This window comes from Gracilibacillus kekensis, assembly GCF_900143085.1.
GTDB classification, from domain to species: domain Bacteria; phylum Bacillota; class Bacilli; order Bacillales; family Amphibacillaceae; genus Gracilibacillus; species Gracilibacillus kekensis.
Map to the genome: position 1 here is coordinate 112110 of NZ_FRCZ01000007.1, position 14145 is coordinate 126254.

Below are 14145 nucleotides of genomic sequence, written 5' to 3' on the forward strand. Positions count from 1 at the left end.
AAGCAAAGTTCGCTTTAAAAGTGGATCTTAGGGAAAAAACAGCCCGCAGGAGTGAAAACGGACGCCTTCGCTCTATATGGATACTACAACTGTTGTTACAACTATCATTTTGACCTTTCTTTAGTATTTTATCTACATTATGCGATAGTGTCATTATTTAAACTCTTGCATCTATTGTAGCACTATAACTAGCGTAGGCGTTCGCTTCAACTCCTATGGGACTCGTTTTACCTGAAGATCCACTTTTCCATGCGGTTTTTGCTTGGAAAAGTTAGCTGAAGGGAAAACCCCATGGAAAGGGAAGCGAACAAGCCGTAGCGGTTGTTACGCACGAATTTACTGTCAAAATGACTACATCATTTATTGCATAGTATCCAGATATTACGCAACAATACATATTATATCGTTCGTGTTTGAAGTTAAGAATATAAAATATATGTTCCAGTCTCATTTTTTGCTTTTTGAGTGGAAAAAGCATACAATATCTTTCGTGACTAGAAATAAATTGCACCCAGGGAGTGAGAAAATGTCTACATCTATACAGAAGCGAGGAACTATTGTTGCTTTATTGTTAGCTGGTGCGTTTATTGCAATTTTGAATCAAACCTTAATGATTACAGCTATTCCTCCAATCATGAATGAAATGGGAATTACAGCGAACTCCGCGCAATGGTTAACAACTATTTTTATGCTTGTTAATGGAATTATGATTCCTGTGACAGCTTTTTTAATAGATCGTTTTACAACCAGACAACTGTTTATTACTGCGATGACTGTCTTTACAATTGGTACATTAGTGGCAGCTATTGCTCCAACATTTGGATTTTTATTAGCGGGCCGTGTGATCCAATCTGCTGGTGCAGGTGTCATGTTACCATTAATGCAAACCGTATTTCTCATGATTTTTCCTGTGAATAAGCGGGGCAGTATTATGGGGTTAGTAGGTTTAGTTATCTCTTTCGCCCCAGCTATTGGTCCATCATTATCCGGCTGGGTTACTGAACATTATTCATGGCGGGTCCTGTTTTACATAATTTTACCTATTGCCATCATCGATATTATTATCGCGTACTTTGTAATGAAAAATGTTACAGAAGTATCCAAACCAAAATTAGACGTTCCTTCGGTAATATTATCATCCTTTGGTTTTGGAGGTTTATTGTACGGTTTTACTAGTGCGGGAAATAATGGATGGGGTGCACCTGTTACGATTATTGTGTTAATCGTAGGTGTCATATCGCTTATATGGTTCATATTGAGACAATTTAAATTAGCTCATCCGATGTTGGAATTTCGAGTTTTTAAATACTCTATCTTCCCTTTAACTGTTACGTTAGGTATGATTGCTTTTATGGGATTAATTGCAGTGGAAACACTAATTCCATTATATATGCAGGAAGCAAGGGATTTTGCAGCAGTGCAATCAGGTTTGGTTATTTTGCCTGGTGCTATAATAACAGGAATTATGTCTCCGATCACGGGTCGAATTTTTGACAAAATAGGAGCGAGATGGCTTTCGATTATAGGATTCTTTTTAATGACAATTGGATCTTTCTTGTATACTATCTTGGATGACAAAACCTCAATTACTTATTTAACTGTCGTTTTTGCGATTCGAATGCTAGGGATTTCGATGGTAATGATGCCTGCAGCTACGGCTGGTTTAAATCAGTTACCAAAAAAATTAATCGCACATGGTGCAGCGATGGACAATACGTTAAGAAATGTTTCTGCCTCTGTTGGTACAGCAATCATCGTTACCGTAATGACAACTTCAGAATCGATTGCCAAAGAGGGCGGTGCAGCTTATCCAGCCATCACTGGGGCGAATACAGCTTTCTTAGTGTTATCCATTATTACATTGGCAGGTTTAATTTTATCTCTCTTTATTAAAAATAGTAAACCAATCAACCCAGAAGAATATGACAAAGAATAGAATTAGATCTGTTAGTATGTTTTTCTCTTGACGGGTTAACTCCTTCGCTTGACGGGATAATCGTTGCTCTTCACTGGATATAAAGACTTATCCTGTGAAGACAAATGATTATCCCGTCTACAGCATTACATATCCAGTCAAGAGAAATCTTTTTTTAAAATGGTTGAAAAATCTATTAATGACGCTTATGTTTAGGGATGGCCTGATCGATGAAATTCTCTGCTAATTTTTTGAGTTCCTGTTTCATTGTCTCGCCTTGCATCGGCAAACCGTGTCCGGCTATTATATAATCGGGTTCTAGATCTGCTAACTTTTTCACTGCATTCTCCGCTTCCATCCAATCCTGAGTAAAGTATGCTGGAGGTCCAAATACATGTTGAATTGGGAAAAAGACAGCAAGTGATGATTCAGGTTTTTCCGTAGAAATAGCGTCACCAGCTATTAACATACGATCTTCTTCACGAAACAGACTTATGTGTCCAGGAGTGTGACCAGCTGTTTCTACATAGCGCCAACCTTCTAATTGAGGAATTTTCCCATCCTTTGGTAAAGCAGTAACAAGTCCCTCTAAGTGCTCTGGTTTCGTAGGGAATAGACCTGATAATAAAGAAATCATCCCGCCACCTACTGTAGGGTCTCCTGGAGGGTAGGTTTTTTTTCCTGTTACGTAATCCATTTCTTTTTCGTGTATATAAATCGGAACGTGCCAGTGCTCTGCTAATCTTTTCGCTGACCCAGTATGGTCAAAATGTCCATGCGTTAAAATAATAGCAGCGGGTGGTTTTGTGCCATATCTCTCCTCACAGGCATGTAGTATTCTACCCTGGTATCTTTTTAAACCTGCATCCACTAAAATCCAGTCTTCATTCGGAGCACCAATCATAATCACATTGGAAAGAATTGTTCGGTAATAAGCAACATCTCTCGTTATTTCTTCTGGTACAGCATGATCGAAATCATGTTCAAGGAGCTTTCCTTTATCCAGATGATCTTTATCCATATTTGTCCCACCTTACAATACAACAGTATTCTTATTCTGTCTTTCACCATGTAAATTATACAATAATCTGAAAATTCTAAAATCAACTTGCCTTTTTAAATGTGATATGTTATGCTTTTCAACAACTTCATAAACGAATTATTTTCTTATCCAGAGAGGTGGAGGGACTGACCCTGCGAAGCCTCGGCAACCAGCACAAATGTGCCCGGTGCCAATTTCAGAGGATCTGTTAATAGATCCTAAAGATGAGAAGATTCACGTAGATTGATTATGTATTATTGAATTCAATTGTTGAATCCTTCTCTAACGATAGAGAAGGATTTTTTTAATTTTTATAAAAAGTGAGGAGAATGTAGGATGAGCGATTTATTATTTGCCTTTTGGGTACCAAATGTAAGTGGAGGATTAGTTGTTTCGAAATTGCCACAAAGAACGGATTGGAGTTTTGACGCCAATAAACGATATGCACAAATTGCAGAAGAAGTAGGGTTTGATTATGGGTTATTACAAACGCGTTTTTTTGCAAGTTATGGTGCAGACAAACAGCTAGAAGCCATTATGCTAGCGACAGCTCTAGGTGCAGTAACTAAAAACCTAAAAGTCATTGCAGCGGTATTACCAGGTCTGTGGCACCCGGCTGTATATGCTAAAATGCTATCAACTTTAGACCATGTGACTAACGGTCGAGCTGCAGTAAACGTTGTAAGTGGTTGGTTAAAAGATGAATTTACTTCTTATGGTGAAGAGTGGATCGATCACGACAAGCGTTATAAGCGTTCAGAAGAATTTATTCGTGTATTACGTGCGATGTTTACGGAAGACGAAGCCAACTTTGAAGGGGATTATTATTCGATCGATCATGCGCCAATGAAACCTAAACCAGAAAAGAATATACCTATCTTTCAGGGGGGGAATTCCCAGGCAGCCAAAGAAATGGCATCAAGAGTTTCAGATTTTTATTTTATGAATGGTAATACATTAGATGGATTTGAAAAACAAATTAATACGGTTAAAGAATTAGCTAAGAAAGAAGGCAGAGAAGTAAAATTCGCGGTAAATGGGTTCGCAATTGTACGCGATACAGAGGAAGAAGCAGTTCAATTATTGCGAGACATTGTCTCTAATGCTGATGATGATGCAGTTAAGGGATTCCAAAAGGCCGTAAAAGAAGCAGGTCAATCCACAAAAGAAAAAGAAGGTATGTGGGCCAATTCTTCAAAAGAAGATCTTGTACAATATAATGATGGTTTTAAAACAGGTTTAATAGGAACAGCTGAACAAGTCGCCGATCGCATCATTGAATTGAAAAAAATTGGTGTGGATTTAGTGTTAACTGGCCACTTCCATTATGAAGAGGATTTACGTCGGTTTGGCGAAGAAGTTATTCCATTAGTAAAAAAGAAAGAGAAGGAATTAAAAGAAGCTGGTGTCCTATCATGAAGATAGCGGCAATTGCAGGAAGTTTAACTCCTTTGTCAAAAACATTGTTAACGGTAAAAGAAACTGTTCGTCATATTAAGCAATCACATTCAGAGGTAGATGTGAACCTAATAGATTTAAAAAACTATCACTTAGATTTTTGCGATGGTCGTGATCCATCTGAATATCAAGGAGATTCCAAACGGTTAATAGAAGAGGTAGTTCAAGCAGATGCATTGATTGTGGGAACACCAATTTACCGAGGATCGATACCAGGTGCGTTAAAAAATGTATTTGATTTAATACCAAATACCGCGCTGAGAGGAAAGGTACTAGCATTTATTGCTACAGGTGGTACGTACCATCATTATTTAGCGATTGAGCATCAATTAAAGCCGTTAGCTGGTTATTTTAAAGCATATACATTACCTGGAAATGTATACGCCCATAATGACCATTTTGTAAACAAACAGTTAGCAGATGAAACGATAAAAGAAAGACTCCACCAATTAGGAGATTCAGTAGTAACAGTTAGCAGGAAACTTAATGGAAATGTTATAGGGGCAGAACAACCAGTGATTCCAAGACAGTCATTATCTCAAACATAAGTAAAAATTGTGTAAAACAATAAAAATGCTCTCACATGTATGGACAAATTTGTAAAACATGATAAACTTTTAATAAGATGATGTGAGGGAGTGCGGTTAAGATGAAATTATGGATGAAAAAAATAACCGTTTTATTAGTAACTATCTTAACATTGGGTCTATATGTACCACCAATATATCTTGATGCGGAAGCCGATTCGGACGTCAACAAGGGCGAAATAGAACCTAGTGAAGATCGATCACTACAAACCGAACAAAGTGATGAAGATGCTAGTTTAACGAGAGACGACGTTATTGCTCCAGAAGATTCAAATCAACTCTATTTAGAAGAGTTAAGAAAGCAAGCTGAGGAGCAAGTTCTTGTAAAACTAGGTGAAAAAATTTCAACGAAAATTGACACCGATTTAGATACATCTGTGCTACCAAATTTGCAATCAGTACTTGATGAATTATTTCGTGCAATCGGCGAAGAAGATAGTCAGTTTTTGATGATTGCAGAGGATCCGTCATCAGGGTACGGTGAACGAATTTTTAATTTGTACAATGCGAAAGAGAAAAAAGATGTTGCGAGGTTTCATGTGAATAGAGTTCAGAAACCACAAGACGGTTTTTATTTTCAATTCCATTATCATCTAGAGCACGATCGATTTGAAGCGCATTTCCCGTTAGCTGAAATATATTGGGGAAAAAACACACCCCCTAAATGGATGTCGTAAAGAAAGGATGCCTTGAAGGAAGGCATCCTTTTTGAACATATAATCTAGATTTTTGAATAATGTTTGAATTTTAAAACAATTTTCTTTATTTTAATTGATGAACTAGGTAGAATTGTATTTATTACGGTGTAAACGATCAAAAGATTTGCCTTTAATTAGAATCTAAGTTAGGAAAGTCTCACTGTATTGTGTCGATTTTAAATAAAAGGTTATTCTACAAAAAAGGAGAACATAAAATGCCTATTAAAGTACCGGATTTATTACCAGCGAAGAGCAAATTGCAGGAAGAGAATATTTTCGTTATGGATGAAAGCAGGGCATTTACTCAGGATATAAGGCCTTTAAAAATATTAATTTTAAATTTAATGCCATTAAAGCAACAAACAGAAACCCATTTATTACGTTTGTTAGGAAATAGTCCATTGCAAATAGATGTAGGACTTTTGCACACTAACACACATACTTCTAAAAACACTTCACCTGAGCATTTAAAACAGTTTTATAAATCGATTGATGATGTGAAAGCGAACAAATACGATGGACTTATTATTACGGGAGCACCCATTGAAAAATTACAATATGAAGATGTAACTTATTGGGAAGAGTTGTCTCAAATCATGGAATGGAGTAAAACAAATGTTACTTCAACTCTCCATATTTGTTGGGGTGCTATGGCTGGTCTTTATTATCATTTTGGGATTGATAAATATATTATGGACGAAAAATTATCTGGTATTTATACACATACATTAAATGACCCAAGAGAGAAAATATTGAGTGGCTTTGATGAAGAGTATTTAGTCCCGCACTCACGTAATGCAGATATTCGAAAAAGTGATATTGAGAAAATACCTCAGTTGAAAATTTTAAGTGAATCAGAAAAAGCAGGAGTATACATGGTTGCGTCTACTGACGGCAAGCAAATTTTCGTTACAGGTCATCCGGAATATGATGCTTTTACGATACAAAAGGAATACGATCGTGATAGTGCCGCAGGGTTAAATCCTATATTACCTGAAAATTATTATCCAAATGATGACCCAACTCAAACTCCAAAATTAAAGTGGCGGACACATTCGAATATGCTAATATCCAATTGGCTCAACTATTATGTATATCAGGAAACACCTTATCAATTATAAAAGAAGTAGAGAAATCCTCCTCTACTTCTTTTGTGTATAAAATATAAGGTGTACTCGATTACTTTTAATGGAGCTTTTCTTGGTAGTATGCATATGTATCCATAGCCAGGGTGACTGCTTGAGCGAAAGCAGCTCCACCGCCTAATGCAGCACTAATTGCCAATGTCTCCATGATTTCGGTTTCACTTGCATCGTGCTCAACTGCACCTTTTGTATGGTAGATGATGCAATATTCATCTTGTGCATAGATACTTATTGCTAGAGCCATTAATTGCTTGTTTTTTTTATCGATAGTACCTGCTTTAAATGCTTCTTCAGTAAAATGAAAATAACCTTCTGTCATTTCAGGTAAGTGTTGTTTCATTCTCGTTGTGCCACGTTTGTAATCTTCTAACGCTTGGTCAAAATAATGAATATTTTCTTGTTTTTCCATTCTTGATCCCACCTTTCACTTTAATGTGTGTAAAGTCATAATAATTTATACAGCAAATAGTATAGACAGAAGGAAAAAGAATCGATAAAATTTAGCTAGGGGGTAATAAAGATGAGTGAAGAATTGAATAACAAAGTACAATTAAAAGTAAGAGATAATGGATCGATTTTAGTTACTGGAGATGTTGAACTGGTTGATGCAGAGGGAAACCCATTTGAAACAAAGCCAAAATTCTCTTTATGCAGATGTGGCGCATCAAAAAACAAACCTTTTTGTGATGGATCCCATAAAGAAATTGGTTTTCAAGATCAAATTAGAGCGAAATAATCTTAGCAATAGCAAGATTGAATTCTAATGCTTTTCACCTATCTTTTCTCGAGCGTGTTTTATACTTTTCTCCTTTGGGTATTTAATTAGTAAGTTACCACAGAAAGGAGAATTGTAATGGATCAAAATAAAGATGTCGAAATTGAAAAAAAAGAAAAGAAAACAGACTCTAGTAAAGTTGGCGTTGCGGCAATTAAGTATATTACTTATTTGATCATATTTTTCGGAATTTTATGGTTCTTAATAACTTATGTGTTTGGGCAATTATTATAATAATTTTGGAAGCCACTACAATTTTAGGTAGTGGCTTTTTTATTGTAAGCAAAGAGAGAGTATATAATCTGCGGTATCAAGGCATTTGTTATTAAAGTAATTATTTTGAAATGTTGTGTATATGAATCCACCGCTTCGGCTGTCCACTTCCCTTTTACCACGGGCACAAATGCAACATCTACTCAAGCAAGCTTTCGTAGTGTTTCCTATGCAGTGGCGTTTTCCATTGGAAAGCGAAGTGGGCAAGCCGGAGCGGTTGTTATACATATTTTCCATTTCAAAATTACCACTACATAAACCGGATGGTCTTTCCCGGTTTTTTTAATACGTAAAATCATTAAATTGCGGTAGATATAGATGTGTAGTAAAGTTAAATGGAGTCTAGGGGTGGTGATTTTATGAGGGAGAGACAAAAACAAATTTTAAGAGATTTATTACTAATGGAGAAAAAAGTACTATTAGTTCAACAATTAGCATTGGAATTAAACTGTTCTGAAAAAACAATTAGAAATGATTTGCAAGTAATCGAATCCTTTATAACAGAATGTAGTAATGGTCGCCTTGTCCGAAAACCTGGTGTAGGTATATCGATTGAGATCGAAGAACATGAGAAACAAGAGTTGTTGTCATCTATCCAATCTAATAGCACTTCAGAAAGAAATGTACTGAAAAAAGAAGAAGAAATGAAGATATTATTTGATCTTCTCACTCATGAAAGCACTTCATTACAACACCTAGCTGCTACATATTATGTTTCTCAAACAACGATGAAGAAAGTGATGGATCATATAGAAATATGGTTAACAAAGAAAAATGTGAAACTTATTAAAAAACAAAAAGTAGGTATTGTCGTCGAAGCGGAAGAAAAAGACATTCGATATGCATTACAACATATAGATGAATATAATGGAGAAGCACTGGAAATAGCCAATTCTTTTTTATACCACCAGTTTGCACAATATGAAGTGAAAATAATAGAGCAATTATTCTCAAAATTTATTCATAAATACGGTATGCCGTTAACCGATGAAAGTATCAAAAATTTAATTCTATATACCCTAGTAATGATAAAAAGAACTAAGACGAGGCACCTTATGGAATTAAGTGATCATCAGTTCAAATTAATCACAGATAAGAAAGAATACCAATGGATGTTAGAAGTTGTGAAAGAAATCGAGCAAAGTTTTCTCATGCAATTGCCGGAACATGAAATCGGATATTTAACCATGCAATTTATTGGAGCGAAATTTCGAGGACAACAAGATGGCGATTACCCTTATGATATTGAGGTTGATCAGCAGGCTGAGCAGGTTATGGAAAAGTTAACCAAACGCATTAGCATATTAGCGTTAGTACCATTTTATAATGACGCTAAGCTGAAAGATGGCCTCAAGATTCATCTTTATTCCGTAATCAATCGGTTAAAATATACGTTACCAGTTCAAAATCCATTGGTGATGGATATTAAACAAATGTATCCATTTATGTTTGACGCGTTGGTAAATGTATTACAAGACATGAAAGGTGAATTACCATATGATATACCAGAAGATGAAGTAGCCTTTTTAACCTTGCAATACCAAGCTTCTATGGAACGCTTAAAAAGTAAGCAAGATAATTTGAAGAAAATAATAGTAGTTTGTCATATGGGAATTGGCGTTTCTGAAATAATGCGATCAAAAATTGCAACGACTTTTCAAGAGATTGAGATTGTAGCAACCTTACCCCAGAATAAACTCGATGATTTTTTAATGGAACATTCTGTAGATTTGATCGTATCGACAGTACCTATAGATGAGTTAAATGTACCATATATTACGGTTACCCCTTTGTTTAACGAAAAAGATAAAGCTAAATTGCGAAAGATGTTAACAATGGAAAGCAAAACAGAAGTTGAAAATGCTTCGGTATTGAAAAGTTATCTGGAGGAGAAATATACGTTTATTCACCTCCAATTAGACCATCGATTTGAAATAATCGAAAAATTATCAGAGCGATTAGAATATGAGGGACTAGTAGAAGCGGATTATGGTCACCAAGCTTTATTGCGTGAGCGAGCAGCAGCTACTGCAATCGGAGGGGGTATCGCTATCCCGCATGGTAATCCAAATCTTGTGAAAGAATCAAAAATAGTGATTGCAACATTAAAGGAGCCGATAACATGGGGAACGGAATCGGTCTCAATTGTACTGTTCCTTGCATTAAAACAAGAATCCTCCGAAAAGCGGAGACGATTATTTCATCAAATTTCAAGATTGGCAGGTAACCCAGCAAAGATAGCTAAACTAACAAAAGAAAGAGATATTCATTCCTTGTTATCATTGATGGATTAAGTCTTTATGCAGATATATGCATGAAGACTTTTTAAATAATTAAAGAAAGTGTATAAGCGGCGCCATGTCTAGCTCCGAGCACAGAAACTATGTGACTTCACGAAATTGCCCTATGATAAAGAAGACTTGCCGAGTGGTGAAATCAGAGGCTTAGTCGCCCTTATGCCTTTAGGTGAAAGTCATCATCGGTTCGCTTTTCTCAGTGATTCCTTTATCTCAGTTGATTCTGAAGTCGCTGTTTCTAAGCGGACGTTCTGCGATTTTCTTATAATTCCTTTTTACCAGAAGTTTTGGTAATAATCCGCGATTTTGAAACAAGAAAATCAGGGTATACTACCTTTAACAAACAAATTAGAGGGGTGAATGTATATGAAAGTATTAGCGATTACTTCGTGTCCGAATGGCATAGCGCATACGTATATGGCTGCGGAGAACTTAGAAAAAGCAGCGGAAGAAATGAATATTGATATAAAAGTAGAAACACAAGGATCAATCGGAGCTGAAAATGAATTAACATCAGCTGAAATTGAAGAGGCGGAAGCAATTATTATTGCAGCAGATAAAGCAGTTGAAAAAGATCGGTTCGTTGGTAAGAAATTAATTGCGGTAGGTGTTCAAGAAGGAATCCGTAATCCAAAGAACTTAATTGAAAAGGCATTAGGTGAGGACGCACCCGTTTTTAATGGAGGAGGAAGCAGTAACAAGGATAAGATGCCTACTTCTTCGGAATCAACAAAACAAAATCCAATTTATCGTCATTTAATGAATGGTGTTTCCTTTATGGTACCATTTATCGTTGTTGGTGGTTTGTTAATTGCGATTGCTTTAACGATTGGTGGTGTTCCGGGTGAAGGTGGAATCGCCATCCCTGAAGATTCATTCTGGAAGACGATCGAACAAATTGGTGCAGCAGCATTTAGCTTTATGGTACCAATATTAGCAGGCTACATCGCTTACAGTATTGCGGATCGTCCTGGTTTAGCGCCTGGTATGATCGGTGGTTATATTGCAGCGAACGGTAGTTTTTATGGAAGTGAAGCAAGTGCAGGTTTTCTTGGTGGTATCATTGCTGGTTTCTTAGCAGGGTATGTAGCTCTATGGATCAAGAAAGTACAAGTTCCAAAGATGATGCAACCGATCATGCCGATTATTATTATTCCAGTGTTATCTTCCTTAGTAGTTGGCCTTTTATTTGTATTATTAATTGGTGCACCAGTTGCACAAGTGTTTGAGTCACTTACTGGATGGTTACAAGGAATGCAAGGAACAAGTTCTATATTATTGGCACTTATACTTGGTGCAATGATTTCCTTTGACATGGGTGGTCCTGTAAATAAAGTTGCCTTCTTATTCGGTGCTGCTATGATCGGGGAAGGTAATTATGAAATAATGGGTCCGATTGCAGTAGCGATTGCTGTTCCGCCAATTGGCTTAGGATTAGCAACCTTACTATTTAAAAATAAGTTTGAGAAAGCAGAACAAGAAACAGGTAAAGCATCGATAACAATGGGCTTCTTTGGGATTACAGAAGGTGCGATCCCATTTGCCGCACAAGACCCTTTGCGTGTTATCCCAAGTATTATGGTTGGTTCGATGACAGGTTCCGTAATCGCGATGTTAAGTGGTGTAGGGGATCGAGTAGCGCATGGTGGACCAATCGTAGGAATATTAGGTGCAGTTGATAATGTCTTGATGTTTTTTGTAGCAATTATTATCGGTGCCGTTGTGACAGCCTTTATGATTAAGTTTTTGAAGAAGGATGTTGATCGTCCAATAAATGAAGAAACATCAGAGGCTTCAGATGAACAAACAACTGAGACTGAAACATCTGCACAAAAAGTAGAGAACATCACGAAATTAACAGATATTACGAATATAAATTTAATTGATATAAGCTTAAATGCGACTTCAAGAGATAGTGTTATTGATGAATTGATAACAAAATTAGACAGTGAGAATGCGTTGACATCATCAGATGATTTTAGAGAAGCAATATTAGCTCGTGAGGAAGAGAGCTCTACAGGTATTGGTATGAATGTAGCAATTCCTCATGGTAAATCAGATGCTGTCAAAGCTCCACGTGTTGTTTTCGGTATTAAAAAAGATGGAGTGGACTGGCATAGTGCAGATGATTCCTTAGCAAAATTGATCTTTATGATTGCTGTACCGAAACATGCGGAAGGCGATGCCCACTTGAAGATACTTCAAATGCTTTCACGTAAGTTGATGGATGATGAATATAGAGATGAATTATTGCGTGCGCAAACTGATCAGGAAGCATATGAATTATTAGAAGAAATCAAATAAAATGAGACTTCATTCAATCAGTGGTAGGTAAAAAACCTCCGCTGATTGAATCGAAACTTATCTCTTTAAATTAGATTCCATTAATCCTGCAGAACCAATGCTTCGTGATAAACAAACAAGCCCTTTTCAAATACAAATAAATACAAAGAAAAGGGCTTTTATTATAAGGGCTGAAGCTCTCTTATTATTCTCTTCTTGCAAAGCACTTACTTTCAAATAAATAATGCAGTTTACTAGTAAATAAATCGAAAAAATATCCTTATTAAAAACCTTGTTAGATAATCTAACATCTAAATTGTGAATATTCTGAAATCGCCTTACACTATATTTAACAGTTGATGTTAATATTATTTACAAGGAGAGGAAAAACATTATGGAAACTGTACTTATGGATAATTTATGGGTCATTATTGGTACTTTCTTAGTTTTATTAATGCTTGGAGGATTTATTCTACTTGAGGCTGGTTCAACGAGAATGAAAAATGCCGGACATATTGCTGGTAAAACAATTTTTACTGCGGGAATTGGATCTCTTGTATTTTGGGCTGTAGGTTATGGATTTATTTACGGTGAAGGAAACTGGTTCATTGGATTATCAAATTTCTTTTATGGTGATACATCCTTTAGTGGAGACGGATTATCTCCAGCAGTTGATTTTATGTTCCAAATGATGTTTGCGTTAGTCGCTTTAACAATTGCATTCGGTGGTTTTGCTGAACGTGCAAAATTGTCAGCGTACGTTGTATTTGCGGTATTATTCTCAGCTTTAGTATATCCAGTAGTTGCACACTGGATCTGGGGTGGCGGTTGGTTAGCTGATCATGGAAAACAAGACTTTGCAGGTTCAACAGTAGTACACTTAACAGGTGCAATGGCAGCATTGGCAGCTACAGTTATCTTAAAACCACGTATTGGTAAATATAATAAAGATGGTTCATCCAACGAATTAGCTGGACACAACCAAGTATATACAGCATTAGCAGTTCTACTACTTTGGGTAGGTTGGTTCGGATTTAACGGTGCGAGTACATTCGGGGTATCGGATGCATTCTTTGGATATGTTATTTTAAATACACAACTAGGTGCTGCAGCAGGTGCAGTTGCTGCATTATTTGTTGCTTGGGCTCTAACAGGCAAAGCAGATGTTCCAACTATGTTAAATGGTGCTTTAGCAGGTTTAGTCGCAATTACAGCTTCTTGTGGTTTTGTTGAGCCATGGGCAGCCGTTCTAATTGGTGTTATTGGTGGTATCATTGTCGTTGGTAGTATGAAATTCTTTGATCGTGCTCGAATTGATGATCCGATTTTTGCACTATCTGTTCACGGAACTGTAGGTATCTGGGGGACAATTTCAACAGGTTTCTTCGCCACAAATGAATTATCTGTAGGAATGGATTGGGGTCAACCAGGATTATTCTATGGTGGTGGATTAGAACAGTTAGGTGTTCAGGTCTTAGGTGTAGCAGCTAGTGGTGTTTATGCATTTATCGTATCTTTCATCATTCTGAAAGTAATGGATAAAGTAATGGGTGGTCTACGAGTTTCTGAAGAAGAAGAAATTATCGGCCTTGACTTAAGTGAGCACGGTAGCTATGGTTATCCTGAAAACATTCCACATCCAAGTGAGGAACAGGCAAAATAAATGTTTACT

12 protein-coding genes and 1 riboswitch are annotated in these 14145 nt (G+C 36.6%); of the genes, 10 read left to right on the top strand and 2 right to left on the bottom strand.

The window, feature by feature from the left end; genetic code table 11:
• The first annotated feature begins 526 nt into the window (after positions 1-526).
• Entirely contained in the window at positions 527-1936 is a 1410-nt protein-coding gene (locus BUC25_RS15810) for a DHA2 family efflux MFS transporter permease subunit (RefSeq protein WP_073202858.1), read from the top strand.
• A gap of 175 nt (positions 1937-2111) precedes the next feature.
• Here BUC25_RS15810 and BUC25_RS15815 read toward each other — a convergent pair whose 3' ends face one another.
• Positions 2112-2936, bottom strand: coding sequence for an MBL fold metallo-hydrolase (locus BUC25_RS15815; RefSeq protein ID WP_073202859.1), 825 nt, complete (start codon positions 2934-2936; stop codon positions 2112-2114).
• Between the two features lie 143 nt (positions 2937-3079).
• Positions 3080-3188, top strand: a riboswitch (SAM riboswitch).
• 105 nt (positions 3189-3293) lie between these two features.
• Here BUC25_RS15815 and sfnG point away from each other — a divergent pair.
• From sfnG to metA, 4 genes are all read left to right on the top strand, one after another.
• Positions 3294-4376: a dimethylsulfone monooxygenase SfnG gene (gene sfnG, locus BUC25_RS15820; protein WP_073202860.1), complete on the top strand. Its 1083-nt coding sequence runs from the start codon at positions 3294-3296 to the stop codon at positions 4374-4376.
• Positions 4373-4963 carry an NADPH-dependent FMN reductase gene (locus tag BUC25_RS15825; RefSeq protein WP_073202861.1) on the top strand — a complete coding sequence of 197 codons (591 nt, stop codon included), beginning with the start codon at positions 4373-4375 and terminating at the stop codon, positions 4961-4963. The genes sfnG and BUC25_RS15825 overlap by 4 nt, the downstream gene beginning before the upstream one ends.
• A gap of 101 nt (positions 4964-5064) precedes the next feature.
• Positions 5065-5679, top strand: coding sequence for a YpjP family protein (locus BUC25_RS15830; RefSeq protein ID WP_073202862.1), 615 nt, complete (start codon positions 5065-5067; stop codon positions 5677-5679).
• A gap of 236 nt (positions 5680-5915) precedes the next feature.
• A complete protein-coding gene (metA, locus tag BUC25_RS15835) occupies positions 5916-6821 on the top strand; it encodes a homoserine O-acetyltransferase MetA (RefSeq protein ID WP_073202863.1) in 906 nt (301 codons plus the stop codon).
• 64 nt (positions 6822-6885) lie between these two features.
• On the opposite strand, the gene BUC25_RS15840 is transcribed toward metA, so the two are convergent.
• Positions 6886-7254, bottom strand: a complete 369-nt coding sequence (locus BUC25_RS15840) for a carboxymuconolactone decarboxylase family protein (RefSeq protein ID WP_073202864.1) — start codon at positions 7252-7254, stop codon at positions 6886-6888.
• Positions 7255-7365: 111 nt separating this feature from the next.
• Between BUC25_RS15840 and BUC25_RS15845 the strand changes: the two genes are divergently transcribed.
• The 5 genes from BUC25_RS15845 to BUC25_RS15860 all read left to right on the top strand — a co-directional run bounded on the left by BUC25_RS15845 (position 7366) and on the right by BUC25_RS15860 (position 14136).
• Entirely contained in the window at positions 7366-7581 is a 216-nt protein-coding gene (locus BUC25_RS15845) for a CDGSH iron-sulfur domain-containing protein (protein ID WP_058305898.1), read from the top strand.
• A 117-nt stretch (positions 7582-7698) separates the two neighbouring features.
• Positions 7699-7854 (top strand): hypothetical protein, encoded by a 156-nt coding sequence (locus tag BUC25_RS19450; protein ID WP_170862720.1) that lies wholly within the window; start codon positions 7699-7701, stop codon positions 7852-7854.
• Positions 7855-8252: 398 nt separating this feature from the next.
• The gene (locus tag BUC25_RS15850) at positions 8253-10187 is read left to right on the top strand and encodes a BglG family transcription antiterminator (protein ID WP_073202865.1); all 1935 of its coding nucleotides are present in this window, start codon (positions 8253-8255) and stop codon (positions 10185-10187) included.
• Positions 10188-10556: 369 nt separating this feature from the next.
• Positions 10557-12494 carry a fructose-specific PTS transporter subunit EIIC gene (locus BUC25_RS15855; protein ID WP_073202866.1) on the top strand — a complete coding sequence of 646 codons (1938 nt, stop codon included), beginning with the start codon at positions 10557-10559 and terminating at the stop codon, positions 12492-12494.
• Positions 12495-12867: 373 nt separating this feature from the next.
• Entirely contained in the window at positions 12868-14136 is a 1269-nt protein-coding gene (locus BUC25_RS15860; RefSeq protein WP_073202867.1) for an ammonium transporter, read from the top strand.
• Positions 14137-14145 lie beyond the last annotated feature (9 nt).

What these genes read in the sequence shown, in the direction of transcription:
- BUC25_RS15810 (WP_073202858.1), top strand. Translation starts at nt 527, where the DNA reads ATGTCTACATCTATACAGAAGCGAGGAACTATTGTTGCTTTATTGTTA.
- BUC25_RS15815 (WP_073202859.1), bottom strand. Translation starts at nt 2,936, where the DNA reads ATGGATAAAGATCATCTGGATAAAGGAAAGCTCCTTGAACATGATTTC.
- sfnG (WP_073202860.1), top strand. Translation starts at nt 3,294, where the DNA reads ATGAGCGATTTATTATTTGCCTTTTGGGTACCAAATGTAAGTGGAGGA.
- BUC25_RS15825 (WP_073202861.1), top strand. Translation starts at nt 4,373, where the DNA reads ATGAAGATAGCGGCAATTGCAGGAAGTTTAACTCCTTTGTCAAAAACA.
- BUC25_RS15830 (WP_073202862.1), top strand. Translation starts at nt 5,065, where the DNA reads ATGAAATTATGGATGAAAAAAATAACCGTTTTATTAGTAACTATCTTA.
- metA (WP_073202863.1), top strand. Translation starts at nt 5,916, where the DNA reads ATGCCTATTAAAGTACCGGATTTATTACCAGCGAAGAGCAAATTGCAG.
- BUC25_RS15840 (WP_073202864.1), bottom strand. Translation starts at nt 7,254, where the DNA reads ATGGAAAAACAAGAAAATATTCATTATTTTGACCAAGCGTTAGAAGAT.
- BUC25_RS15845 (WP_058305898.1), top strand. Translation starts at nt 7,366, where the DNA reads ATGAGTGAAGAATTGAATAACAAAGTACAATTAAAAGTAAGAGATAAT.
- BUC25_RS19450 (WP_170862720.1), top strand. Translation starts at nt 7,699, where the DNA reads ATGGATCAAAATAAAGATGTCGAAATTGAAAAAAAAGAAAAGAAAACA.
- BUC25_RS15850 (WP_073202865.1), top strand. Translation starts at nt 8,253, where the DNA reads ATGAGGGAGAGACAAAAACAAATTTTAAGAGATTTATTACTAATGGAG.
- BUC25_RS15855 (WP_073202866.1), top strand. Translation starts at nt 10,557, where the DNA reads ATGAAAGTATTAGCGATTACTTCGTGTCCGAATGGCATAGCGCATACG.
- BUC25_RS15860 (WP_073202867.1), top strand. Translation starts at nt 12,868, where the DNA reads ATGGAAACTGTACTTATGGATAATTTATGGGTCATTATTGGTACTTTC.